This window comes from Oleispirillum naphthae (assembly GCA_027864655.1).
Classification (GTDB): domain Bacteria; phylum Pseudomonadota; class Alphaproteobacteria; order Rhodospirillales; family Rhodospirillaceae; genus Oleispirillum; species Oleispirillum naphthae.
This window is the reverse complement of sequence record JAQAZG010000011.1, coordinates 87579-110744: the sequence shown is the minus strand read 5'-3', so window position 1 is coordinate 110744 and position 23166 is coordinate 87579. Positions and strand designations below refer to the sequence as shown.

Annotated in this window: 23 protein-coding genes; 12 read left to right on the top strand and 11 right to left on the bottom strand. The window is 68.1% G+C overall.

The window, feature by feature from the left end; all coding sequences use genetic code 11:
* Nucleotides 1-132 precede the first annotated feature (132 nt).
* The 8 genes from leuD to O7R11_RS12375 all read right to left on the bottom strand — a co-directional run bounded on the left by leuD (nt 133) and on the right by O7R11_RS12375 (nt 7621).
* Complete coding sequence (gene leuD, locus O7R11_RS12410; RefSeq protein WP_337997844.1) at nt 133-738, bottom strand: 3-isopropylmalate dehydratase small subunit; 606 nt, start codon at nt 736-738, stop codon at nt 133-135.
* A 14-nt stretch (nt 739-752) separates the two neighbouring features.
* Complete coding sequence (leuC, locus tag O7R11_RS12405) at nt 753-2162, bottom strand: 3-isopropylmalate dehydratase large subunit (RefSeq protein WP_337997843.1); 1410 nt, start codon at nt 2160-2162, stop codon at nt 753-755.
* Nucleotides 2163-2320: 158 nt separating this feature from the next.
* Nucleotides 2321-2746, bottom strand: coding sequence for a 50S ribosomal protein L19 (gene rplS, locus O7R11_RS12400; RefSeq protein WP_337997842.1), 426 nt, complete (start codon nt 2744-2746; stop codon nt 2321-2323).
* A gap of 3 nt (nt 2747-2749) precedes the next feature.
* On the bottom strand, nt 2750-3532 hold the full coding sequence (gene trmD / locus O7R11_RS12395; protein ID WP_337997841.1) for a tRNA (guanosine(37)-N1)-methyltransferase TrmD: 783 nt from the start codon (nt 3530-3532) through the stop codon (nt 2750-2752).
* Nucleotides 3529-4077: a ribosome maturation factor RimM gene (rimM, locus tag O7R11_RS12390; RefSeq protein WP_337997840.1), complete on the bottom strand. Its 549-nt coding sequence runs from the start codon at nt 4075-4077 to the stop codon at nt 3529-3531. Before rimM ends, trmD begins: the two co-directional genes overlap by 4 nt.
* 16 nt (nt 4078-4093) lie before the next feature.
* A complete protein-coding gene (gene rpsP / locus O7R11_RS12385; protein WP_337997839.1) occupies nt 4094-4459 on the bottom strand; it encodes a 30S ribosomal protein S16 in 366 nt (121 codons plus the stop codon).
* Between the two features lie 92 nt (nt 4460-4551).
* Nucleotides 4552-5961 carry a signal recognition particle protein gene (gene ffh / locus O7R11_RS12380; RefSeq protein WP_337997838.1) on the bottom strand — a complete coding sequence of 470 codons (1410 nt, stop codon included), beginning with the start codon at nt 5959-5961 and terminating at the stop codon, nt 4552-4554.
* A 163-nt stretch (nt 5962-6124) separates the two neighbouring features.
* Nucleotides 6125-7621, bottom strand: a complete 1497-nt coding sequence (locus O7R11_RS12375; RefSeq protein ID WP_337997837.1) for an MFS transporter — start codon at nt 7619-7621, stop codon at nt 6125-6127.
* Nucleotides 7622-7827: 206 nt separating this feature from the next.
* Between O7R11_RS12375 and O7R11_RS12370 the strand changes: the two genes are divergently transcribed.
* The 4 genes from O7R11_RS12370 (at nt 7828) to ftsY (ending at nt 11897) form a co-directional block, all read left to right on the top strand.
* Nucleotides 7828-8568, top strand: coding sequence for a ferredoxin (locus tag O7R11_RS12370; RefSeq protein WP_337997836.1), 741 nt, complete (start codon nt 7828-7830; stop codon nt 8566-8568).
* Between the two features lie 250 nt (nt 8569-8818).
* The gene (gene dapF, locus O7R11_RS12365; protein WP_337997835.1) at nt 8819-9688 is read left to right on the top strand and encodes a diaminopimelate epimerase; all 870 of its coding nucleotides are present in this window, start codon (nt 8819-8821) and stop codon (nt 9686-9688) included.
* Entirely contained in the window at nt 9685-10953 is a 1269-nt protein-coding gene (mtaB, locus tag O7R11_RS12360; RefSeq protein ID WP_337997834.1) for a tRNA (N(6)-L-threonylcarbamoyladenosine(37)-C(2))-methylthiotransferase MtaB, read from the top strand. Before dapF ends, mtaB begins: the two co-directional genes overlap by 4 nt.
* On the top strand, nt 10950-11897 hold the full coding sequence (gene ftsY, locus O7R11_RS12355; RefSeq protein ID WP_337997833.1) for a signal recognition particle-docking protein FtsY: 948 nt from the start codon (nt 10950-10952) through the stop codon (nt 11895-11897). The genes mtaB and ftsY overlap by 4 nt, the downstream gene beginning before the upstream one ends.
* Before the next feature lie 180 nt (nt 11898-12077).
* On the opposite strand, the gene O7R11_RS12350 is transcribed toward ftsY, so the two are convergent.
* Nucleotides 12078-12305, bottom strand: a complete 228-nt coding sequence (locus O7R11_RS12350; RefSeq protein ID WP_337997832.1) for a hypothetical protein — start codon at nt 12303-12305, stop codon at nt 12078-12080.
* A gap of 132 nt (nt 12306-12437) precedes the next feature.
* Here O7R11_RS12350 and O7R11_RS12345 point away from each other — a divergent pair, with 132 nt between their 5' ends.
* Nucleotides 12438-13634 carry a mechanosensitive ion channel family protein gene (locus O7R11_RS12345; protein WP_337997831.1) on the top strand — a complete coding sequence of 399 codons (1197 nt, stop codon included), beginning with the start codon at nt 12438-12440 and terminating at the stop codon, nt 13632-13634.
* Between the two features lie 77 nt (nt 13635-13711).
* Here O7R11_RS12345 and O7R11_RS12340 read toward each other — a convergent pair whose 3' ends face one another.
* Nucleotides 13712-13909: a hypothetical protein gene (locus O7R11_RS12340; RefSeq protein WP_337997830.1), complete on the bottom strand. Its 198-nt coding sequence runs from the start codon at nt 13907-13909 to the stop codon at nt 13712-13714.
* A gap of 159 nt (nt 13910-14068) precedes the next feature.
* Between O7R11_RS12340 and O7R11_RS12335 the strand changes: the two genes are divergently transcribed.
* Nucleotides 14069-15019 (top strand): class I SAM-dependent methyltransferase, encoded by a 951-nt coding sequence (locus tag O7R11_RS12335; RefSeq protein WP_337997829.1) that lies wholly within the window; start codon nt 14069-14071, stop codon nt 15017-15019.
* 1 nt (nt 15020) lies between these two features.
* On the opposite strand, the gene secA is transcribed toward O7R11_RS12335, so the two are convergent.
* The gene (gene secA, locus O7R11_RS12330) at nt 15021-17663 is read right to left on the bottom strand and encodes a preprotein translocase subunit SecA (protein WP_337997828.1); all 2643 of its coding nucleotides are present in this window, start codon (nt 17661-17663) and stop codon (nt 15021-15023) included.
* Nucleotides 17664-17938: 275 nt separating this feature from the next.
* Here secA and O7R11_RS12325 point away from each other — a divergent pair, with 275 nt between their 5' ends.
* The 6 genes from O7R11_RS12325 to O7R11_RS12300 all read left to right on the top strand — a co-directional run bounded on the left by O7R11_RS12325 (nt 17939) and on the right by O7R11_RS12300 (nt 23072).
* Entirely contained in the window at nt 17939-18835 is an 897-nt protein-coding gene (locus tag O7R11_RS12325; protein ID WP_337997827.1) for a hypothetical protein, read from the top strand.
* Between the two features lie 168 nt (nt 18836-19003).
* Entirely contained in the window at nt 19004-19840 is an 837-nt protein-coding gene (locus tag O7R11_RS12320) for a peptidylprolyl isomerase (RefSeq protein ID WP_337997826.1), read from the top strand.
* A gap of 28 nt (nt 19841-19868) precedes the next feature.
* Nucleotides 19869-21095, top strand: coding sequence for a bifunctional glutamate N-acetyltransferase/amino-acid acetyltransferase ArgJ (argJ, locus tag O7R11_RS12315; protein WP_337997825.1), 1227 nt, complete (start codon nt 19869-19871; stop codon nt 21093-21095).
* Nucleotides 21076-21552: a (deoxy)nucleoside triphosphate pyrophosphohydrolase gene (locus tag O7R11_RS12310; RefSeq protein ID WP_337997824.1), complete on the top strand. Its 477-nt coding sequence runs from the start codon at nt 21076-21078 to the stop codon at nt 21550-21552. Before argJ ends, O7R11_RS12310 begins: the two co-directional genes overlap by 20 nt.
* Nucleotides 21553-21572: 20 nt before the next feature.
* Nucleotides 21573-22343: a competence/damage-inducible protein A gene (locus O7R11_RS12305; RefSeq protein ID WP_337997823.1), complete on the top strand. Its 771-nt coding sequence runs from the start codon at nt 21573-21575 to the stop codon at nt 22341-22343.
* Nucleotides 22344-22439: 96 nt separating this feature from the next.
* Entirely contained in the window at nt 22440-23072 is a 633-nt protein-coding gene (locus O7R11_RS12300; RefSeq protein ID WP_337997822.1) for a hypothetical protein, read from the top strand.
* The last annotated feature ends 94 nt before the right edge of the window (nt 23073-23166 follow it).

The following is a 23166-nucleotide window of genomic DNA, read 5'->3' as shown; positions in this document are numbered from 1 at the left end:
CCCTAGGTTTTGTTTTTGCGCAAAGCGCCATAGAACCGTCACGCGGCATGACGATTGACGGCCGCTACGCGGCGAAAAAAGTTATGGGGGGTGTGGGGGGACCGAGTCCCCCCACGAAGTTTTACCTGCGCCCTACACCCAGGGCTGGGCCGCCTTGCGGGCGGATTCGTAGGAGTCCACCTTGGCCTTCTTCTGCATCGTCAGGCCGATGTCGTCGAGGCCGTTGAGCAGGCAGTGACGGCGGAAGGAATCGATCTCGAAGGCGGCCTTGCCGCCGTCGGGCATGGTGATTTCCTGCGCCGCGAGGTCCACGGTGAAGGTGGCGTTGGCGCCGTTGTCCGCCGCCTTCATCAGCTTGTCGCAGACCTCCTGCGGCAGCTTGATCGGCAGGATGCCGTTCTTGAACGAGTTGTTGTAGAAGATGTCGGCGAAGCTGGGCGCGATGACGCAGCGGATGCCGAAGTCGAGCAGCGCCCACGGCGCGTGCTCGCGCGAGGAGCCGCAGCCGAAGTTGGCCCCGGCGATGAGGATTTTCGCGGCGCGGTAGGCGGGCTTGTTGAGCACGAAGTCCGGCGCTTCCTTGCCCGCGTCGTCGTAGCGCATCTCGAAGAAGAGGCTCTTGCCGAGCCCGGTGCGCTTGATCGTCTTGAGGAACTGCTTGGGGATGATCATGTCGGTATCGACGTTGATCATCGGCAGGGGCGCGGCGACGCCGGTCAGGGTTTCGAACTTGTCCATGTCGTGTTCTCCCCTCAATCCTGGAACTTGCGCACGTCGGTCAGGTGGCCGGTGATCGCGGACGCCGCCGCGATTTCCGGGCTGACCAGGTGGGTGCGCCCGCCGCGGCCCTGGCGGCCCTCGAAGTTGCGGTTCGAGGTGGAGGCGCAGCGTTCGCCGGGTTCCAGCTTGTCGGCGTTCATCGCCAGGCACATCGAGCAGCCGGGCTCGCGCCATTCGAAGCCCGCGGCGAGGAAGATCTTGTCCAGGCCCTCGGCCTCCGCCTGCTTCTTCACCAGGCCGGAGCCGGGCACCACCATCGCCTTGACCGTGGCGGCGACGCTGCGGCCCTTGGCCACCGCGGCGGCGGCGCGCAGGTCTTCGATGCGGCCGTTGGTGCAGCTGCCGATGAACACCCGGTCGATCTCGATGTCCTCGATCTTCTGCCCGGCGGCGAGGCCCATGTAGTCGAGCGAGCGGCGCATCGCCTTGGCCTTGGCCTCGTCGGGCGCGGCGTCCGGGTCGGGCACCGCGCCGGTGATCGGCACCACGTCCTCGGGGCTGGTGCCCCAGGTGACCTGGGGAACGATCTCCGCGGCGTCGATGACGATCTCGGTATCGAAGTGCGCGCCTTCGTCGGTGGCGAGCGTCTTCCAGTAGGCGACCGCCTTGTCCCAGTCCGCGCCCTTGGGCGCCATCGGGCGGCCCTTGACGTAGGCGAAGGTGGTTTCGTCGGGGGCGACCAGGCCGGCGCGCGCGCCGCCCTCGATGGTCATGTTGCAGACCGTCATCCGGCCTTCCATCGAGAGATTGCGGATCGCCTCGCCCGCGTATTCGACGACGTAGCCGGTGCCGCCCGCGGTGCCGATGGTGCCGATGATCTTCAGCACGATGTCCTTGGCGGTCGCGCCCTGGGGCAGCTTGCCCTCGACGCGGATGCGCATGTTCTTGGCCGGGGCCTGGACCAGGGTCTGGGTCGCCAGCACGTGCTCGACCTCCGAGGTGCCGATGCCGAAGGCGAGCGCGCCGAAGGCGCCGTGGGTGGCGGTGTGGGAATCGCCGCAGACGATGGTCATGCCCGGCAGGGTGAAGCCCTGCTCCGGCCCGACGATGTGGACGATGCCCTGGCGTTCGTCGGTCATGCCGAACACCCGGATGCCGAACTTCCTGCCGTTGGCCTCCAGGGTGTCCACCTGGAGCCGGGATTCCGGTTCGGTGATGCCCTTGGAACGGTCGGTGGTGGGCACGTTGTGGTCGGCCACCGCGAGGGTCTGTTCGGGGCGGTGCACGGAACGCCCGGCCATGGCGAGGCCCTCGAAGGCCTGCGGGCTGGTGACCTCGTGCACGAGGTGGCGGTCGATGTAGATCAGGCAGGTGCCGTCCTCCTGGCGATCGACCAGGTGGCTTTCCCAGATTTTGTCGAACAGCGTACGCGGTGCGGTCATTTCAGGCTCCCCAGCACGGGCTTGCGGCTTGCGGCCTCACCCGACAGGACACGACGCGGCGCAGGCGCGCGCCGCATATCCAAACCCGCCCCGCCTGGCCGGGCCCTCACGTCGAGGTCCGGCCGGGGCGGAAACGCAGGGACGCGGAAGCGGAGGTCTTACGCCTCGGCGTCCGGAGTCCCGGCGGCGGGCACCTCGGCGGCGCGGGCGCGCGCCTTGAGCATCGCCGCCTTGTCCTCGGAGATGCGGGCGGCGCGGCCGCGCAGGGCGCGCAGGTAGTAGAGCTTCGCGCGGCGCACCTTGCCGATGCGGGTGACCTCGATCTTCGCCACGTTCGGCGAATACAGCGGGAAGACGCGCTCCACGCCCTCGCCGAAGGAGATCTTGCGGACGGTGAACGACGAGTTCAAGCCCGCGTTGCGGCGCGCGATGCACAGGCCCTCGTAGACCTGGATACGCTCGCGGGTGCCTTCCACCACCTTGGTGTGGACGCGCAGGGTGTCGCCCGGCTTGAAGTCCGGGACGTCGCGGGTTTCCAGAAGCTTCGCCATCTGTTCGGCTTCCAGCGTTTCGATGATGTTCATGACCTATTCCTCTTCCTTACGTCCCTGGGACGCCTGATAGGCTTGCCAAAGATCGGGTCGCCTGTTCCGTGTGACTTTTTCCGCCTGCATCCGCCGCCACGCCGCGATCTCGGCGTGATGGCCGGAATTCAGCACATCCGGCACGGGCCTTCCGGCCCAAACTTGCGGGCGCGTATACTGGGGATATTCCAGCAGTCCGCGCTCGAAACTCTCCTCCGCCAGCGATTCGGCGGCGCCCAGAACCCCGGGCAGCAGCCGCACCACCGCATCCAGCAACACCAGGGCCGGCAGCTCCCCGCCGGAGAGCACGAAGTCGCCGAGGCTCACCTCCTCGACTTCGTGGGCCTCCAGCAGACGCTCATCGACGCCCTCGAAGCGTCCGCACAAGAACGTCGCGCCCGGCCCCGCGGCCAGCTCCCGGACCCGCTTCTGGTCCAGGCGCCGCCCGCGCGGCGTGAAGTACACCAGGGGCCCGGCGCGGTCTCCCGCCTGCTGCCGCGCCGCGCGGACCGCACGGTCCAGCACGTCGGGGCGCATCACCATGCCCGGCCCGCCGCCGAAGGGCGTGTCGTCCACGGTGCCGTGGCGATCCAGGGCATGGTCGCGCAGGTTGTGCGCCGCCACTTCCCAGATCCCGCGCTCCAAGGCGCGGCCCGCCAGCGAAAACCCCAAGGGCCCGGGGAACATGCCGGGGAAGATGGTGAGCACCGTGGCCAGCCACGCCGGACCCGCCGCCGTTTCCTCTTCCCGCCGTTCCGCGCCCGTTTCCGGAGCGTTCGCCGTCATTCGTTCTCTCCGCCGCGGGCCTCTTCACCGTCCGGTCCCTCGGACCAATCGACGGTGAGCCAGCCCCCGGCCAGGTTCACCTCCGGCACCGCCGCCCTGGTGAACGGCACCGATGCCAGGCCTCCGTCGGCGCGGCGGATATCGAGGATATCCCCGGCGCCGTGATCGAACACCGCCGCCACCCGCCCCAGGGGGGCTCCGTCCGGCGTCCTGGCCTCGAGGCCGACCAGATCGGCGTGGTAGAAGGTCTCCGCGTCGCCGGTCTCCGGCAGGCAGTCCCGCGCCACGTACAGCATGGTGCCCTTCAGGGCCTCCGCCGCATTGCGGTCCGCAATGCCGTCGATGCGCGCCACCACCGCCCCCTTCGCCCGGCCCCGCACCGACAGGCGCAGGGTCTTTTCGCCGGGTTCGTCGGTGACCGGGCCATAGGCCCCCACGTCCTCGGGCTCCGCGGTGAAGGGCTTGATCCGCACCTCCCCCCGGATGCCCTGCGCGCCGACGATGACGCCCAGGCAGACGCGGCTGGTGTCCGCTACCGGTTTCACCCGCGGCCCTCCGGGCTTACGCCTCGGCCGGGGCTTCGGCGGCGGCGGCGGCGGCCTTGGCCTTCTCCGCGGCGCGCTCCTGAGCCTTCTTCTTCGGCGCGGGCTGCTTGGTCTGCTCCGGCAGGGCCGGGGCCGGAATCACGCCGGAGAGGCCGAGGAAGCGGGCGACGCGGTCGGACGGCTGCGCGCCGACGCCGAGCCAGTACTTGACGCGCTCTTCCTTGATCACCAGGCGGTCGGCGTGCTCCTTCGGCAGCATCGGATCGTAGGAGCCGAGCTTCTCGATGAAGCGGCCATCGCGCGGCGCCCGGGAATCGGCGACGACGATACGGTAGAACGGGCGCTTCTTGGCGCCGCCGCGAGTCAGACGAATACGAAGCATGGTTCGATTTTACCCTTCGTGCTTGTGTGTACCTTCCGTCCCGGCTCCCCGCCGGGACGAACCCATGGGCGGCACCGCCGCCCGATCCTTCTTCAGAACTTGAACCCGCCCGGCGGGAAGCCCCCGCCGAAACCCGGCGGCATTCCGCCCCCCGCCGGGGGCATGCCGCCGCCGAAGCCCGGCGGCAGACCGCCTTTTTTGCCGAGCTTCTTCATCTGTTTCATCATCTGCGCCATCTGCTCGTACTGCTTGAGCACCTTGTTGACTTCCTGCACCGAGGTGCCGGAACCCGCGGCGATGCGCTTCTTGCGCGACGCCTTGATCAGGTCCGGCGCGTGGCGCTCCTTCGGCGTCATCGACAGGAGAATCGCCTCCTGACGCTTCAGCAGGTTGTCGTCGAGATTGGCCGACGCCATCTGCTTCTTCATCTTGGCGACGCCCGGCAGCATGCCCATCAGGCCCTTGATGTCGCCCATCTTGCGCAACTGGCGCAGCTGCCCCAGAAGGTCGTCGAGGTCGAACTTGCCCGACATCATCTTCTTGGCGAGCTTCTCCGCCTCGTCGGCCTGGAAGTTCTCCGCCGCCTTCTCCACCAGGGAGACCACGTCGCCCATGCCGAGAATGCGCCCGGCGATGCGGTCGGGGTGGAACACCTCGAGCTTGTCGAGCTTTTCGCCCGCGCCGAGGAACTTGATCGGACGCCCGGTGACCGCGCGCATGGAGAGCGCGCCGCCGCCCCGCGCATCGCCGTCGATGCGGGTGAGCACGATGCCGGTGATGCCGACCTTCTCGTTGAACTCGCGCGCCAGCGTCACCGCGTCCTGGCCGGTCATCGCATCGACCACCAGCAGGGTCTCGTGCGGCTTGGCCACGTCGCGGACCTTCGCCACCTCGTCCATCAGCCCGGCGTCGATGTGCAGGCGGCCCGCGGTGTCGAGGATGACGACGTCGTAGCCTTCCTTGCGGCCCACATCCATCGCGCGCCTGGCGATCGCCACCGGCATTTCGCCGACGATCACCGGCAGGGAGGCGACGCCCGCCTGCGCAGCCAACTGGGCCAATTGCTCCTGCGCCGCGGGGCGGTAGACGTCGAGGGAGGCGAGAAGGACCTTCTTCCTTTCCTTCTCCTTCAAACGCAGCGCGATCTTGCCCGAGGTGGTGGTCTTGCCCGAGCCCTGTAGGCCGACCATCAGAATCGGCACCGGCGGCACCGCCCTCAGGTCCAGCTCCGTGGCGTCCGAGCCCAGGGTTTCCACCAGGGCGTCGTGGACGATCTTCACCACCATCTGGCCCGGCGTGATCGAACGGATCACCTCCTGGCCCATGGCCTCCTCGCGCACCCGCGCGACGAAGTCCTTGACCACCGGCAGGGCGACGTCGGCCTCCAGGAGGGCGACGCGGATCTCGCGCATCGCGGCATCGACATCCGCCGCCGACAGCGTCGCACGACGCTTCAGCTTGTCGAATATCCCGCCCAGACGATCGCTCAGCGTATCGAACATCGGCCCGTCCCTGACGCCGCGCATGCGGCGGAAATTGCCCAAAACCCAACGCGCCCGTGCGCGAACCCTCGCGGACGGACGGACTTCCTCGGAAGCGTCACGGGCGCAGCGCGCCCTTCAGACACGGGAAGAGGCAGAGGAATACGCAATTTGGAAGGGAGAGTCAAGCCAGCCGCTTCATCGGCACCGACCAGGCGAGCGCGCAGCCCGCCGCGACGAACCCGGCGATCAGCAGGAACACATAGCGGAAGCTCGACGCCACCGCCACGGTGACGCCCTCCCGCGCCGCCGCATCCAGCCCCGAAAGCGCCGCCGGGCCGTGCGCCAGCAGCGCGCCGAAATGCTCCGCCGCCACCGGGCTCGCCACCGCCAGGGAGGAGAACATCAGCATCGAGGCCAGAGCGGTGCCGAACGCCGCGCCGACCGAGCGGGAAAACGCCACCGACCCCGCCGCCGCGCCCAGCATGCGCGGCCCCGCCGCATCCTGCGCCACCACCTGCACCACGTTCATCACGCTGCCCATCAGCACCGCCAGAACCGCCAGCAGCACCGCCATGTCGGTCATCGCCATCGTCTCGTGGACCAGCGCCAGCCAGAGCAGAAGCCCGGCCGCGGGGATCAGCGCCACCGCGGGAAAGATCACCGTCCGCCCGGTGCGGCTGACCAGCCGCCCGGTGACCAGCGCACCCGCGCCGATGCCCACCGCGATCGGCAGCAGCACCAGCCCGGTGCCGGATGCGGTGGCGCCGCGCGCCACCCGCAGATACACCGGCATGAAGGTGATCAGCGACACCAGCGCCGCACCGTGGCAGGCGGCGAGCGCATCGCAGCGCCAGATCGACGCCTGACGCAACAGCTTCACCGGCAACAGCGGATACGCCGCCCGCTTCTCGCGCCGCAGCAGCATGACCAGGGCCGACACCGACAGCCCGGCCAGCATCACCACGCCGGGGGTCATCGTGACGCTGCGCTGAATCTGCTCCAGCGCCAGCAACACCGGCACGACGAACAGCGCGAACCAGCCGAGACCGGGAAAATCGAAGGTGAAGTCGCCGCGCCCCGGCACGCGCGACGGCAGCCGCCGCATCACCAGCGCAGCGGCCAGGCCAAGCGGAATGTTGATGAGAAAGATCGACCGCCAGCCGAACGCGCCCGTGAGATAGCCGCCCACCACCGGACCGAAGGCATTGGAAGTGACGAGCACCGCAGAAATGTAGCCCTGATAGCGCGCCCGCTCGCGCGGCGGCACCACCTCGCCGATCAGGGACTGCGCCAGAGTCATCAGGCCGCCGCCGCCCAACCCCTGCAGCACCCGCGCGAACGTCAGCGTCAGAATGCTCCCCGCCGCTGCGCACAGGGCCGAGGCGGCCACCATCACCCCGAGCGCCACGAACATCATGCGCTTGCGCCCGAACACGTCGCCGAGGCGCCCATACACCGGCGCCGCCACGGTGTTGGCGATGAGATAGCCGACGACGATCCACGACATCCGCTCCACATCGCCGAGCGAACTGGAAATCGCGGGCAGCGCCGTGGCGACGATGGTCTGATCGACCACGCCCAGGAACATCGGCAGCATCAGGGATGGGAAAACCCGGAAGAACAGGCGGCGCGACGACTCGCCTTTTTGCGTAGACGGGGGAGAGGACGGCTCAGACACGCTTGCTCGTTCCTTACGATGGCGCCCCCCGACGCATTTACGTGTTTTCCGCCTCCCCGCGCCCGGCGTCAAGCCCGATGCGGCGATCCCGTGAAAAGGCGATGAAAGTCTTGGCCCAGCCAGTTATCCATCCTACATTGAGAACGGGAAAGGGACGCTCAACCCGTGGCCGGTCTTCTCGGTTTCCGGCACGAAAGGCGCGCGGCATGTCCAGACGGAGCAGAACCATCGTCGAAACCGCCCCCCGCGAAGCCGCCTGTTCCTCGGAACTCGCCTTGCGGCTCGCCGAACGCGGCTTCGTCATCCTCGGCGTCCTCGCCCCCGCCGCGGAGGACTGCGTGCCGCCGATGCGCGACGGCCTGGCCGCCCGCGCCGTCACCCTCGTCGGCAACGCCGGGCCCGGCATGTGGCGCGCCTTCCAGGCGGAACGCCGCAGCGAACCCCACCCCCTGGACGCCTGGACGCGGCGCACCCTCGACCCGATCGCCGCGGAATCCGGCCTGGAGGCGGTCTACCCCTTCTCCGGACCGCCCTACCTGCCGTTCCACGCCTGGGGCCTGCGCGCCCGCGCCTTCTTTCCCACGCCGATGACCCCGGCCATCCACCCGCGCTACGGCACCTGGTTCGGCCTGCGCGGCGCGCTGCTCTCCGCCCGCCCCAGCCCCGCCGCGCTGCGCGTCGAGACCGCCGCCGGCCCCTGCGACGCCTGCGCCGCCAAACCCTGCCTCGCCGCCTGCATCTGCGGCGCGCTCTCCCCCAAGGGATACGACGCCGCCTGCTGCCTCGACCGCCTGGAAAGCATGGAAGGCGCGGCCTGCCTGAAAAACGGCTGCAGGGCGCGCCACGCCTGCCCGATCGGCCAGGACTACGCCTACGGCCAGGACCAGGCGGAATTCCACCAGCGCGCCTTCATCCGGAACTTCGGCCCGCTGATCCGCGCCGGGTAACATCAGGCCAGGGCTCCGCCCTGGACCCGCCGGGGCCGCGGGCCCCGGACCCCATTTCTTGTTTTTCGCGCGGAGCGCCATAAGCCTGGCGGTAGCAACAAACGCATTGCTTGCCGCTTACGCGGCGAAAAACCAAGTTAGGGGGTGCGCGAGGGGACCGAGTCCCCTCGTGAAGTTTTAGTTTTCCGCAGCCCCGGCATGCGGCGATAGCTCTGGACTTGCGGGCGGAGCATCCTTTAATAGAGCCATCATGAGCACGCACGACGACCTTTGCGCCCTCGCGGGGCGGCGTTTTCGCAAGATGCACGGACTCGGCAACGATTTCGTGGTTATCGACGCGCGCGCCGAACCGCTCACCCTGTCGCCTGCCGCTGCGGCGGCGCTGGCCGACCGGCGCAGCGGCGTGGGCTGCGACCAGGCGATCGTGATCGAGCCCGGCGACGGCGAGGCCGCCGCCTTCATGCGGATTTACAATGCCGACGGCTCCGAGGTGTCCGCCTGCGGCAACGCGACGCGCTGCGTCGCGCGGCTGCTGATGGAAGAGGCGGGGACCGCCGAAACGACGCTGCGCACCCGCGCCGGGCTGATCCGCGCGTTTGCCGGAAAGGACGGGCTGATCACCGCCGACATGGGTCCGGCGGGGCTGGACTGGCGCGCCATTCCGCTCGCCGAGGCGCACGACACCCTGGCCCTGCCGCTTGCCGCGGGCGGCTATGGGGAGCCGGTGGCGGTGTCCATGGGCAATCCGCATGCGGTGTTCTTCGTCCACGATGCCGAGGCGGTGGCGCTTTCCGCCATCGGCCCGGTGATCGAGGTGCACCCGATGTTCCCGGAAAAGACCAATGTGGAATTCGCCCACCTGATCGCGCCGGACCGCATCCGCATGCGGGTGTGGGAGCGCGGCACCGGCATCACCCGCGCCTGCGGCACCGGGGCCTGCGCCACCGCGGTGGCGGCGGCGCGGCGCGGTCTCGCCGGGCGCGCCTCGGAAGTGGTGCTGGACGGCGGCTCGCTGTTCGTCGAATGGACGGAAGACGGCCGCGTACTGATGACCGGCCCGGCGACCCTCGCCTTTACGGGCACGCTCGGCGAAATTCTCCCGGCGGGAAAACCGGCATGAGCAACGACGCCCCGGTTCGCGTCGTCACCTTCGGCTGCCGCATGAACGCCTACGAATCCGAGCTCATGCGCGCCCACGCCGAGGAGGCGGGCCTCGCCGACGCGATCATCGTCAACACCTGCGCGGTCACCGCCGAGGCGGAGCGCCAGACCCGCCAGACCATCCGCAAGCTGCACCGCGAGAACCCGCAGGCGAAGATCATCGTCACCGGCTGCGCCGCGCAGCTCGCCCCCGCCGCCTATGCGGAGATGGAGGGCGTGGCCCGCGTCCTCGGCAACCGCGAGAAGCTGACCGCCGCCGCCTATGCGGAGGACGGCGGGGAGGCCATCCGCGTCACCGACGTCATGACCGCGCGCGAGACCTCCGCCCACCTGCTGGAGGGCTTCGAGGGCCGCTCCCGCGCCTTCGTGCAGGTGCAGCAGGGCTGCGACCACCGCTGCACCTTCTGCATCATCCCCTTCGCCCGCGGGCCGAACCGCAGCCAGCCGCCGGAGCGCATCGTCCGCGAGATCCGCGCGGTGCTGGAAGGCGGCACCCCGGAGATCGTGCTCACCGGGGTGGACGTCACCGCCTACGGCGCCGACGCGCCGGGCCTGCCGCCCCTCGGCGGGCTGGTGCGCCGCCTGCTCGACGAGATTCCGGAGATGACGCGCCTGCGCCTCACCTCCCTCGACCCGGTGGAGATCGACGATGCGCTCTTCCGCCTGCTGGTGACCGAGCCGCGGCTGATGCCGCACGTCCACCTCTCGGTGCAGGCGGGCGACGACATGATCCTCAAGCGGATGAAGCGCCGCCACAACCGCGCCGACGTGCTCTCGCTCGCCCGCGCCCTGCGCGCCGAGCGCCCGGACATCGCGCTGGGGGCGGACATCATCGCGGGCTTCCCCACCGAGACCGACGAGATGTTCAGGAACGGCCTGGCGCTGATCGACGAGGCGGAGATCACCCACCTCCACGTCTTCCCCTTCTCGCCGCGGCCCGGCACCCCGGCGGCGCGCATGCCGCAGGTGAAGGGCGACGCGGTGAAGGAGCGCGCCCGCGCCCTGCGCGAAGCGGGGGCGCGCCGCATGGCCGCCCTGCTTTCCACCTGGGTCGGCCGCACCGCCACCATGGTGGTGGAGAATCACGGCCAGGGGCGCACCGACCACTACCTGCCGGTGCGGATCGACGAGAATGCCTTGACGCGCGCGCCCGCAGTCGGCACCGTCGCGGCGGTCGAAATTTCCGGCCACGACGGCGCCACCCTGCACGGAACCCCGGCATGAGCGGACAAACCCAAGACTCTTCCGGCTGGCTCGCCCGCCTGCGCGCCGGGCTGGCGCGCTCCTCCGCCCGGCTCGGGCAGGGGATCGGCGCGCTGATCACCCGCCGCACCCTCGACGACGCGGCGCTGGAGGAACTGGAAGACCTGCTGATCACCGCCGACATCGGCGTGACCACCTCCGCCCGCCTGGTCGCCGCGCTGCGCGAGGCCCGCTTCGGCCGGGACGTCACCGCCGACGAGGTGCGCGCCGCGCTCGCCGAGGAGATCGAGGCGATCCTCGACCCGGTGGCGAAGCCCCTGGTCTTCGACCCCGCGAGGAAGCCCCACGTGGTGCTCGTCGTCGGCGTCAACGGCGCGGGCAAGACCACCACCATCGGCAAGATCGCCAAGCAGTTGAAGGACCAGGGCCTCGGCGTGGTGCTCGCGGCGGGGGATACCTTCCGCGCCGCCGCCGTCGAACAGCTCCAGGTGTGGGGGCAGCGCACCGGATGCCCGGTGATGGCGCGCGAAACCGGGGCCGACGCCGCGGGCGTCGCCTTCGACGCGCTCAAGCTCGCCGCCGCGCGCAAGGACGACGTGCTGCTCATCGATACCGCCGGACGCCTGCACAACCGCACCGAGTTGATGGCGGAACTGGAAAAAATCTCCCGCGTGCTGAAGAAACTGGTGCCCGACGCGCCGCACTCCACCCTCCTCGTGCTCGACGCCACCACCGGCCAGAACGCCCACCAGCAGGTGGACATCTTCAGCCGGATGGTCCACGTGGACGGCCTCGCGATGACCAAGCTCGACGGCACCGCCAAGGGCGGCGTCGTCGTCTCGCTCGCCGAGAAGTACAAAATTCCGGTCCACTACGCCGGGGTCGGAGAAAGCGCCGAAGACCTCCGCCCGTTCTCCGCCCGCGACTACGCCCGCGGCCTCCTCGGCCTGCCGCCGGAGGGGTAACGCCGGGCCGGGGCTCTGCCCCGGACCCCGCAAAGGGTCGCGAACCCTTTGATCCCATAACTGGTTTTCGCCGCACAGCGGCCGTCAACCGTCACGCCGCGCGATGGTTCTATGGCGCTGCGCGCAAAAACCAAAGGTTAGGGGGTCCGGGGCGGAGCCCTGGCCTTGCTCTGCCCGGTGTCAGACGAGAATGTTGAGGTAGGTGCCGCGCGGCGAGGAGCGGTCGTAGACCTGGCCGTTGGCGGAGACGAGGTTCGGGGTTTCCGGCACCCGGCGGTTGCCCGCCTGCTGCGAGTCGCCGGAGGAGACGGAAGCGCCGGTCTGCGCGGAAACGCGCCGGACCTGCGGCCGCGAGCCGAGATCCTGGGGGCGTATGAGGCCGCTTGACTTGATGCCGCCGGTTTCCATGCTAGGCTTTCCTGAACGACCAGGGACGCGGCGGCGGCCGGCAACCTGCCGGACACGCCGCAAAACGCGTCGATTTTAAGATATTTCGCCCCCCGCAACAAGCGCCTTCGGGCCTCCGGGAGTTTCCGCATCGTGACCGCTTCCGATCCGTTTTCCCGTTTTCTTGCCGACGTCGGCAAGGCGGTCTCCGACTTCCGCGTCGCCGACCTGTGGGGGCCGGACATGCGGCGCACCCTGGAATCCCTCGCCATCCTCGCCGCGTTCATCTTCTTCCGCCGCCTGATCAGCAACCTGGTGGTGAGGCGCATCGAGACCCGCGCCACGCCGCGCGGCCGCGCCGCCCAGGCGCTGGACTCCCTGCGCGGGCCGCTGCGCGGCGTGCCCTTCATCCTCGGCGTGCTGATCGCCGGGCGGCACATGCAGTTCTCCAGGGACATCGCGGCGGTGCACATGACCGTGGTGCGCTCGCTCTTGGCGTTCAACGTGTTCTGGGCGCTCTATCTGCTGGTGGAGCCGTTCTCCTTCGTCGCCGTCCGGTTGCAGCACGTGTTCTCCGTGTCGCTGATGGACTGGACGATCAAGGCGGTGAAGATTCTCGTCGTCACCATCGGCGCGGCGACCATCCTCGACCTCTGGGGGGTGCGGGTCGGGCCGATCCTCGCCGGTTTCGGCCTGTTCGGCGTCGCCGTGGCGCTGGGCGCGCAGGACCTGTTCAAGAACCTCATCTCCGGCCTGTTGATCATCGCGGAAAAACGCTTCAACCCCGGCGACTGGGTGCGCGTGGACGGCGTGGTGGAGGGCGTGGTGGAGACCATCGGCTTCCGCTCCACCCTGATCCGCCGCTTCGACAAGGCGCCGGTGTTCGTGCCCAACACCGCGCTCTCCGACCATGCGGTGACCAACTTCAGCAAGATGACCTACCGCCGCATCAACTGGACGATCGGCGTGGAATACCGCACCTCGGTGCGGCAGCTGCGCACCGTCCGCGACGACATCGAGGCCTACCTGCGCGCCTCCAGCGACATCGCGCAGCCGCCGGACGTGCCGCTCTTCGTGCGCATCGACAAGTTCGCCGATTCCTCCATCGACATTCTCGTCTACTGCTTCACCCGCACCACCGACTGGGGCGAGTGGCTGCGGGTGAAGGAGGCGCTGGCCTACCGCATCAAGGACATCGTCGCCCAGGCGGGCACCGGCTTCGCCTTCCCCAGCCAGTCGGTCTATGTGGAGAGCCTGCCGGAGGATACCCCGGAACGCTTCGTCCCCCCTGGCGCGGAAAAACCGGGCCGGGCTCCGCCCGGACCCGCACGGGGCCGGGAGGCCCCTTGACCCCCCAACAGGGTGCGCGACCGACTGCCGAAGGCAGTGGGTACGCCCCTCGCAAAGTTTTCGTCTTCCGGGGAAGCCTACACCAGGATGTCGAGCACCCGGCCGGTGGTTCCGGCGGGAACCGAGGGGGCGTTGCCCTCGGGCGCAGGGGTGGCGGCGTTGGCCAGCATCTGGGCGGCGGCCTGCGGCAGCGCGGCCGACTGCTTGAGCGCCGCCAGCGCCAAGGTCTGCTGCAGCATCGCCTGATTCGTCACCACCGCGGTCGCCGCGTCCATCGCCGGTCCTTCCGTGCCGGTTGTCTCTACCGATGAAGCATTCAGTTTAGCACGGTTCCAAAATTTTGCGAATGTTTCCGCGGCCGGATCGCCCGGCTTGATTCGCCCAAGGCTTCGGGCCATGGTGGCAGCCCGAAGCCACCCTGCGGAAGACGCCCGATGGATGCCCGATCCCACACCTCGTCCCTGGTGCAGCGCGCCGAAATCAGCGGCGACCGCCGCCTCTCGCTCGCGCAGCGCCTGCTTTGGCTCGGCTTCAACGTCGCCAACAACTGGACGGCCGCCCCGCGCGGCGGCGCGCTCCCGGCCTTCGACTTCGTTCTGGATGCGGAGCGGCAGGCCGCCCTGGCCGCAAAATGCCACGACAAGTCCAGCCCGTCGCGGCGGCTGAGCGACATGTTCTGGATGAGCCTGCCCTGGGCGGAGATCGCCCGCGCCCTGGGCGGGCGGCTCGACGTGGCGGAGATCGGCTGCGGCAGCGGCTATCTGGGCAGGCTGATCGCCGGATACGCGCCGGAGACGGATTACACCGGCTGCGACCTCTTCGCCCATCCGGACTGGGAGAAACGCACCTCGGAACGCTTCCGCTTCCGGGTGGCCGACGCCAGGAACGTCGCGGACATCCTGCGCGGGCGCAACCTCATCGTGACGCAAAGCGCCCTCGAACACTTCGAGGAGGACCTCACCTTCTTCCGCCAGGCCGCGGCGGAGGCGGAGGCGCACGGCGCGCCGCTGTTGCAGATTCACCTGATGCCGTCGCCCGCCTGCCTGTGGCTGTACCTCTGGCACGGCTACCGCCAGTATTCGCACCGCCGCCTGGAGGAGATCGCCGCCCTGTTCGGCGCGCGCGCCTTCGCCGCCGCGGTGGCGCTGGGGGCGGGGCGCTGCAACGCCGTGCACGCCCGCTACATCACCCGGCCGATGCTGACCGGGCGGCCCGACCGCCGCGAGGCCGGGACCGCGGCCTACGTCGCCGAACTGACCGCGGCGATCGCGGCGGACATGGCGCGCCCCGACTTCGCGCGGGCGAGCTTCTATGCGCTGATCGTCGGCAGCAATTTGGGCGGGGAGATCGCTCTCCCCGCCCTGGTTCCGTCACGGAGCCGCTGACTCAGCCCATCTTGCCGTGGCAGTGCTTGTACTTCCTGCCCGAGCCGCAGGGGCACGGCGCGTTGCGCGGCACCCGGCCCCAGGTGGAGGGGTCGCCGGGGTCCACCCCCGGCGCGGCTTCGCCCATGGCCGCCGAAGCGCCCGCGGTTTCCGCCGGCTCTTCGAAGCGCAGCTCGATGCGGCAGAGCATGGTGGTCACCCGCTCGCGGTAGAGCGCCAGCATGCGCTCGAACATCTCGAAGGCTTCCTGCTTGTATTCGTTCAAGGGGTCGCGCTGGCCGTAGGCGCGCAGGCCGATGCCCTGGCGCAGGTGGTCGAGGCCGAGCAGATGCTCCTTCCAGGTCTGGTCGAGGATTTGCAGCACCAGGGATTTCTCGATCATCCGCATCGTGCCGGGGCCGTAGTTGGCCGCCTTTTCCGCCATCAGGCGGTCGGCCTCGCGCAGCAGGCGCTCGAGGATTTCCTTGTCGGCGATGCCTTCCTCCGCCGCCCAGCCGGCGATCGGCAGGTCGAGGCCCATGACGCGGCGCACGTCGAGCGCCAGGCCCTCGGCGTCCCACTGCTCGGGCATCACGCGTTCGGGGATGCGCGCCGAAACGATATCCTCGATCACCTCGTGGCGCATGTCGCCGACCAGGTCCACCACCTCGTCCGCCTGCATCAGTTCCTTGCGCTGGCCGTAGATCGCCTTGCGCTGGTCGTTCATCACGTCGTCGAAGCGCAGCAGGTTCTTGCGGATTTCGAAGTTGCGCGCCTCGACCTTCTGCTGCGCCTTTTCCAGGGCCTTGTTGATCCAGGGATGGGTGATCGCCTCGCCGTCCTGCAGGCCGAGCTTCTGCAGCATGCCGTCCATGCGCTCGGAACCGAAGATGCGCATCAGGTCGTCTTCCAGCGAGAGGAAGAACTTGGACGCGCCGGGATCGCCCTGGCGGCCGGAACGGCCGCGCAGCTGGTTGTCGATGCGGCGGCTTTCGTGGCGTTCGGTGCCGACCACGTAGAGGCCGCCCGCCGCCTTCGCGGTTTCGCCCAAGGCCGCGATCTCGGCGCGGATTTGCGCCTCCTTGGCGGCGCGCGCGGCTTCGTCGGTCAACTCGGCAAGCTCGGCGGCCACCCGCATGTCGGCGTTGCCGCCGAGCTGGATGTCGGTGCCGCGGCCCGCCATGTTGGTGGCGATGGTCACCGCGCCGGGCACGCCCGCCTGGGCGATGATGAAGGCTTCCTGCTCGTGGTAGCGGGCGTTCAGCACCTGCGGCTTGACCTTGCCCTTCTTGCGCAGCATGTCGGCGAGAAGCTCCGACTTTTCGATCGAGGTGGTGCCCACCAGGATCGGCTGGCCGCGCGCATGGCAGTCCTCGACCAGTGCGATGATCGCCTCGAACTTCTCGCGCGTGGAACGGTAGACCTCGTCGTCGTAGTCCTTGCGCGCCACCGCCACGTTGGTGGGAACCTCCACCACCGAGAGCTTGTAGATCTGCTCGAATTCCGCCGCCTCGGTCTGCGCCGTGCCGGTCATCCCCGCGAGCTTGGGGTAGAGGCGGAAATAGTTCTGGAAGGTCACCGAGGCCAGCGTCTGGTTTTCCTGCTGGATCTTCACCTTCTCCTTCGCCTCCAGCGCCTGGTGCAGACCCTCGGAATAGCGGCGGCCCTCCATCATGCGGCCGGTGAACTCGTCGATGATGACGACGTGGTTGTCCTTCACGATGTAGTCGGTATCGCGCGCGAACAGCTTGTGCGCCTTCAAGGCCTGGTTGATGTGGTGCACCAGGGAGACGTGCTCGATGTCGTAGAGGCTGCCGCCTTCGGCGATCTCGCCCTTCTCGCGCAGGAGGCTCTCCAGAAACTCCACGCCCGCGTCGGTGAGCGTCACCGCGCGCTGCTTCTCGTCCTTTTCGAAGTGCTCCGCCGCAAGCAGCGGGATCAGCGCGTCGGCCTTGACGTACATCTCCGAGGAGTCCTCGGCGGGGCCGGAGATGATCAGCGGCGTGCGCGCCTCGTCGATGAGGATGGAGTCCACCTCGTCCACGATGGCGAAGTTGAACGGACGCTGCACCATCTCCTCGAGGCTGAACTTCATGTTGTCGCGCAGGTAGTCGAAGCCGAATTCGTTGTTGGTGCCGTAGGTGACGTCGGCCCCATAGGCGTCGCGGCGCTCCTCATCGGAAAGCCCGTGCACGATGCAGCCGACGGAAAGCCCGAGAAAGCGGTAGATGCGCCCCATCCACTCGGCGTCGCGCTTCGCCAGGTAGTCGTTCACCGTGACCACGTGCACGCCCTTGCCGGACAGCGCGTTCAGGTACACCGGCAGCGTCGCCACCAGGGTCTTGCCTTCGCCGGTCTTCATCTCGGTGATCCTGCCCTGGTGCAGCACCAGGCCGCCCATCAGCTGCACGTCGAAGTGCCGCTGCCCGAGGGAGCGCCTGGCCGCCTCGCGCACCACCGCGAAGGCCTCCGGCAGAAGGGAATCGAGGTCCGCGCCGCCGGCCAGACGTTCGCGGAATTCCTCCGTCTTGGCGGCGAGCGCCGCATCGTCGAGCGCCGCGGTCTGGGGTTCCAGCGCGTTGATCGCGGCGACCGTCTTGCGCATTCCCTTGACGATCCGATCGTTGGCGCTGCCGAACACGCGCCTGGCTATGGAACCGAACATGAAAAACCCCGGTTGTTGGCGCGGCGGCCGGGCCGGGCCCGCGCCACGTGGATTGAGAAGGACCCCTCTTTTCGCCGTCCGCGCGCGCGGACGGCGCAAAAGATGTAGAATCCGCGGCGTCCCCTGTCAATCGAAGCCCCGTTCTTCGGCCTTGAACCGACACCCCCGGTAAACTAGAATTGCGTGATGCTCTCAGAACGAGAGTGGGACAAACCGGCGCACCCGGAGGGTGCCGCCGGCGTTGCGGATTGAGATGCCCCCAGAAGGAGGAAGTCATGTCCGATGTCACGACCACGCTGCGCACCCAGGAAATTTCCGAGCGCATGCAGGCCAAGCAGGCGCAGGCCCATGCGGGCGCCGCCACGCAAACGCCGCAGGCGGCGTTCCCCGGAGATCAGGTCGATCTGTCCGCCGAGGCGCAGCAACTGATCGCGGGCAACGCCACGCAGACCGACGATGCGACCACGCGGTCGCAGCAAAGCGTACTCTCCAGCGCCAACGCCGCGCTGTCCGAGGTTTCGATGCGTCTCAACCGCCTGATGGCGGTCTACGGCGTCAACAGTTCGCAGACCAATGTCGCGGGCGGCAAGGTGATCGAGGCGATCCGCAACGAAGTGCAGCGGGTGGCCGCCACGGTCGAGCCCCCGACCATCGATGCCCAGGTGCGCCAGGAACTCAACCTGATCATCCGCCAGATCGCGGTGCAGATGAGCCTTCCCGACGACCCGGCGGAGCCCCCGGAGGTTTCCGTCGATATCGGCTCGGCCGAATTCGCCTATGCGCCCGCCGACGAACCGACCGGCAGTCTGCTGGTCGCGCCGGGCACCCAGGGCACCGACGAGTCGGGCGCCCCGGCCGACCTCTCCCAGGCCGGCCGCGGCACCTACTTCACCACCGGCGACGCCGCGAGCGCCAGCGCGCTCGACCGCTTCGCCGCACGCCCGGCGCAGACCGACGCGCAGACCGCGGCGCGGCCCGACCTCAACCAGGACGGCGCGCGCAACGAGGCCGACAACGGCGCGGTGCTGCTCGTCCGCGACTCCCCGCGCCAGGAGCGCCAGGCGGAAGCCGGACTCGCCCAGTTCGTCGCCGACCTCGCGGTGCCGATCGCGACGCGCGGCTCCGAGGCGGTGCCCAACCGCCCCGCGCCGCGCCGCGCCGAAAGCATCTGAACCGGCCGCCGCCGCGCCCGCCGCGGCGGCAGCCGAATTTTCCGCGAAGGGGCGGAGCCCGCCCCTTGTGCGCGGGGAAAATCCGTCGGATATATGTCCAGGCCCGCCGCGCCGCTTCCGGCGCGCGGCAGGGCGTCGTCTTGTCCCCCTCCTTAGGTTGTCGCCTCCATGCACCCCATGCTGTCCGCCTTGAAGTCCCGCACCGCCGGTCTTGCGCTCGCCCTCTGCCTTGCCGCCACCGGCGCGTACGCCGCCGACGACCCGGTGGTCGCCACCGTCAACGGCGAGGAGATCCACCGCTCCGCCCTCGAGCAGATCCGCGCCGCCATTCCCTACCTCAAGGACGTGCCGCTGGAGCATGTCTACGACGCGCTCCTCGACAACGTCATCGACCTCACCCTGGTGGCGGAGGAGGCGCGCAAGACCGGCCTGGAAAAGGACCCGGTGGTGCAGCGCAACATCAAGGCGGCGGAACGGCAGATTCTGCGCACCGTCTACCTCACCCGCGAGATCGACAAGAAGATCGACGAGACCAAGCTCAAGGCCGACTACGACTCCTGGCTCAAGGACAACCCGCCGCAGACCGAAATCCACGCCCGCCACATCCTCCTCGAGACCGAGAAGGACGCCCGCGCGGCGATCGCCGAACTCAAGGCGGGCAAGGACTTCGCCGCCCTCGCCAAGGAGAAGTCCACCGGCCCCTCGGCGAGCAACGGCGGCGACCTCGGCTACTTCAAGCAGGCCGACATGGTGAAGCCCTTCGCCGACGCCGCCTTCGCGCTCAAGGTGGGGGCAACCAGCAGCGAGCCGGTGAAGACGCAGTTCGGCTGGCACGTCATCAAGGTGGAGGACAAGCGCACCGCCAAGGCCCCCTCCTTCGAGGAAATGAAGCCGCAGTTGCACGACAAGGCGGCGGGCGATATCGCCATGCAGATCGTCAAGGGCCTGCGCGAACACGCCGCCGTCAAGAAATTCTCGCTCGACGGTTCCGCCGCCAAGCCGTAACCGGTTTTTCCGCTTCGAGGACATCGCGATGACCGACGCCGTTTCCCCCCTCGCCCCCGCCGCCTTCCCCAAGATGCCGAAGCTTGCGGGCGTCCGCTTCTTCACCGGCAACACCGGCCTGCGCTATGCCGGGCGCGACGACCTGATGGTCGCCGTGCTGCCCGAGGGCAGCGCCGTGGCGGGCGTGTTCACCCGCTCCAAGACCCGCTCCGCGCCGGTGGACTGGTGCCGCGATGCGCTGGCCGGCGGCTCGGCGCGCGCCGTCGTGGTCAATTCCGGCAACGCCAACGCCTTCACCGGAAGCGCGGGCGTCGCCGCGGTGGAGGAAACCGCGCGCGCCGCGGCGCAGGCCCTCGGTTGCAAACCGACCGAGGTGTTCATCGCCTCCACCGGCACCATCGGCGTGCCGCTCGACGCTTCCAAGATCGCCGCGCTGCTGCCCAAGGCGGCAACCGGCAAGGCGAACTGGGAAACCGCGGCCCGCGCGATCATGACCACCGACACCTTCCCCAAGGGCGCTGCCGCAACCGCCGAGATCGACGGCGAGACCGTATCCATCGGCGGATTCGCCAAGGGCTCGGGGATGATCGCGCCGGACATGGCGACGACGCTCGCCTTCGTCTTCACCGACGCCAACCTGCCGCCCGAGGTGTTGCAGGACCTCCTGAAAGACGGCGCGGACAAATCCTTCAACAGCATCACCGTGGACAGCGATACCTCCACCTCCGACACCCTGCTGCTGTTCACCACCCGCGCCGCCGATCACAAAGTGGTCCGGAAGGCCTCCGACAAGCGCCTCAAGGCGTTCAAGAAGGCCCTCGCCGCGGTGCTGATCGACATCGCGCAGCAGATCGTCAGGGACGGCGAGGGCGCTTCGAAATTCGTCACCGTGCGGGTCTCGGGCGCGGCCTCGCCCAAGGCGGCGCGCAAGATCGGCCTCGCCATCGCCAACTCGCCCCTGGTCAAGACCGCGATCGCGGGCGAGGACGCCAACTGGGGCCGCGTCGTCATGGCCGTCGGCAAATCCGGCGAAAAGGCCGACCGCGACCGCCTGCTGGTCGCGATCGGCGGCATCCCGGTGGCGGCCAAGGGCGCGGTGGTGCCGGGCTACGACGAAACCCCGGTCGCCGAACACTTCAAGGGCCGCGAAATCGACATCGCCGTCGATGTCGGCGTCGGCAAGGGCAAGGCCACGGTGTGGACCTGCGACCTCACCCACCAGTACATCACCATCAATGCCGACTACCGCACCTGACCCCACACAGGACTGCGGCGGCTGCTGGCTCGCCCCCGGCCCGGCGCTGAAGCCGGGCCTGCCGGTGGTGCTGGTTTCCGCCGCGGTGCTCGCCGACCCCGACAACCGGGTGCTGCTGGCGCAGCGCCCGCCGGGCAAGTCCATGGCCGGGCTGTGGGAGTTCCCCGGCGGCAAGGTGCAGGACGGCGAATCCCCCGAGGCGGCGCTGATCCGCGAACTCATGGAGGAACTCGGCATCGAAACCAGGCCCGCCTGCCTGCTGCCGCTCACCTTCGCCTCCCATGCTTACGAAACCTTTCATCTGCTGATGCCGGTGTTCCTGATACGATCCTGGCGCGGCTTCCCGACCGGACGCGAAGGACAGGCCCTTTCCTGGGTCCCGCCCGCGCGCCTGCGCGACTACCCGATGCCGCCGGCCGACCTGCCGCTGATTTCCGCGATCCAGGACGCGCTGTGACGAAACAAGGAAGGTCCGCAATGCCCGAAACCAACCCCACCGCCTGCGTCATCATCATCGGCAACGAAATCCTCTCCGGACGGATCAAGGACGAAAACCTCCCCTACCTCGCCGCCGCGCTCGCCGCGCGCGGCATCCCGGTGAAGGAGGCGCGCGTCATCCCCGACGTCGAGGCGGACATCGTCGCTGCCGTCAACGCGGTGCGCAGCCGCTACACCTATGTGTTCACCACCGGCGGCATCGGCCCCACCCACGACGACATCACCGCCGCATCCGTCGCCGCCGCCTTCGGCGTGCCGTGCAGCCGCCACCCGGAAGCGGAGAAAATCCTCACCGCCTACTACGGCGCGGAGGCCAACGCCGCGCGCATGCGCATGGCCGATACGCCGCAGGGCGCAAGCCTCATCCCCAACCCGGTCTCCGCCGCGCCGGGCTTCCGCATCGGCAACGTCCACGTGCTCGCCGGGGTGCCGCGCATCATGCAGGCGATGTTCGACGGCATCGCCCATACCCTCGACGGCGGCGCGCCGGTGCTCTCCCGCGCCGTCTCCGCCACCGCGCGGGAAGGCGATATCGCCGAAACCCTCTCCGCCATCCAGGAAAGCTTCCCCACGGTGGACCTCGGCAGCTATCCCTTCGGCCTCGGCGACCGCATCGGAACCTGCGTCGTCGGCCGCTCCACCGATCGCAGCCAACTCGACGCCGCCATCGACGCGGTGGCGGAGATGTTCCGCAACGCCGGCCTCGACCCCAGCTTCACCGACCCCATGGCGGCGCTGCAGGGGGAGTAAAACCAGGCCGGGGCGCCGCCCCGGACCCGCGAGGGGCCGGGAGGCCCCTCGACCCCATAACTCTTGCTTGCAAGAAGGTCTATCAGGGGGTGGGAATTGATTCCAGAAACATACAGAAACATATATCTTCCAATAAAATTTTTTCTAAATAGTTACAGAGCTTTTCTCGAGGGGAAATATGGAATATCCAAGATCCAATCCCTTTTGGATGAAGATAAACTTTCTCTCGATTACTGGAAAATTTTATGGGTAGGCACGTGTACTACGTTGAGAAGTTCCATAGATTTGTTCCAGGTTGACGTAAAATCTTGTATTAATGAAAAGATTAAAAATAGCATCCAATCAGAATGGCGATACATCAAAGATAATAAGAAAGAAAATTCTATATTTTGGGATTTCTTAAGAAGAGAGCGTGACAATATTATACACGAATACAAATGGGATGCATATTTATCTTATCTAGACACAGAAGGAAACGCTCAAGAATATCACCAAACAATTCTTGGAGAGCCTATTGCCAGAGAGCACCTTTCACTTCTAATGAAGTATGGGCCTTATGAAGGTCGAAATTCCCTAGAGCTTCTCAAAGAAAGTGCCGCATGGATCGAGGAAAGAATATATTGTGCAATAACAAGAGCGGGATATTCGCCAGACGAAGAGCGAAATATCGTTACATTTGAGACCAGACCATCTCCAGAAAAACTGGCAGAAGTCACTATTATTTCGTAAATACGATGAATGACATATAATATTTATCGACTATATTAAACATTTTTTTCGCCGCGAAGCGGCATATAACACTCATGTTGCCACCACCGCAGGC

Coding starts and splice junctions, on each gene's coding strand:
- leuD (WP_337997844.1), bottom strand. CDS start 738: ATGGACAAGTTCGAAACCCTGACCGGCGTCGCCGCGCCCCTGCCGATG.
- leuC (WP_337997843.1), bottom strand. CDS start 2,162: ATGACCGCACCGCGTACGCTGTTCGACAAAATCTGGGAAAGCCACCTG.
- rplS (WP_337997842.1), bottom strand. CDS start 2,746: ATGAACATCATCGAAACGCTGGAAGCCGAACAGATGGCGAAGCTTCTG.
- trmD (WP_337997841.1), bottom strand. CDS start 3,532: ATGACGGCGAACGCTCCGGAAACGGGCGCGGAACGGCGGGAAGAGGAA.
- rpsP (WP_337997839.1), bottom strand. CDS start 4,459: ATGCTTCGTATTCGTCTGACTCGCGGCGGCGCCAAGAAGCGCCCGTTC.
- ffh (WP_337997838.1), bottom strand. CDS start 5,961: ATGTTCGATACGCTGAGCGATCGTCTGGGCGGGATATTCGACAAGCTG.
- O7R11_RS12370 (WP_337997836.1), top strand. CDS start 7,828: ATGTCCAGACGGAGCAGAACCATCGTCGAAACCGCCCCCCGCGAAGCC.
- dapF (WP_337997835.1), top strand. CDS start 8,819: ATGAGCACGCACGACGACCTTTGCGCCCTCGCGGGGCGGCGTTTTCGC.
- mtaB (WP_337997834.1), top strand. CDS start 9,685: ATGAGCAACGACGCCCCGGTTCGCGTCGTCACCTTCGGCTGCCGCATG.
- ftsY (WP_337997833.1), top strand. CDS start 10,950: ATGAGCGGACAAACCCAAGACTCTTCCGGCTGGCTCGCCCGCCTGCGC.
- O7R11_RS12350 (WP_337997832.1), bottom strand. CDS start 12,305: ATGGAAACCGGCGGCATCAAGTCAAGCGGCCTCATACGCCCCCAGGAT.
- O7R11_RS12340 (WP_337997830.1), bottom strand. CDS start 13,909: ATGGACGCGGCGACCGCGGTGGTGACGAATCAGGCGATGCTGCAGCAG.
- O7R11_RS12335 (WP_337997829.1), top strand. CDS start 14,069: ATGGATGCCCGATCCCACACCTCGTCCCTGGTGCAGCGCGCCGAAATC.
- secA (WP_337997828.1), bottom strand. CDS start 17,663: ATGTTCGGTTCCATAGCCAGGCGCGTGTTCGGCAGCGCCAACGATCGG.
- O7R11_RS12325 (WP_337997827.1), top strand. CDS start 17,939: ATGTCCGATGTCACGACCACGCTGCGCACCCAGGAAATTTCCGAGCGC.
- O7R11_RS12320 (WP_337997826.1), top strand. CDS start 19,004: ATGCACCCCATGCTGTCCGCCTTGAAGTCCCGCACCGCCGGTCTTGCG.
- argJ (WP_337997825.1), top strand. CDS start 19,869: ATGACCGACGCCGTTTCCCCCCTCGCCCCCGCCGCCTTCCCCAAGATG.
- O7R11_RS12310 (WP_337997824.1), top strand. CDS start 21,076: ATGCCGACTACCGCACCTGACCCCACACAGGACTGCGGCGGCTGCTGG.
- O7R11_RS12305 (WP_337997823.1), top strand. CDS start 21,573: ATGCCCGAAACCAACCCCACCGCCTGCGTCATCATCATCGGCAACGAA.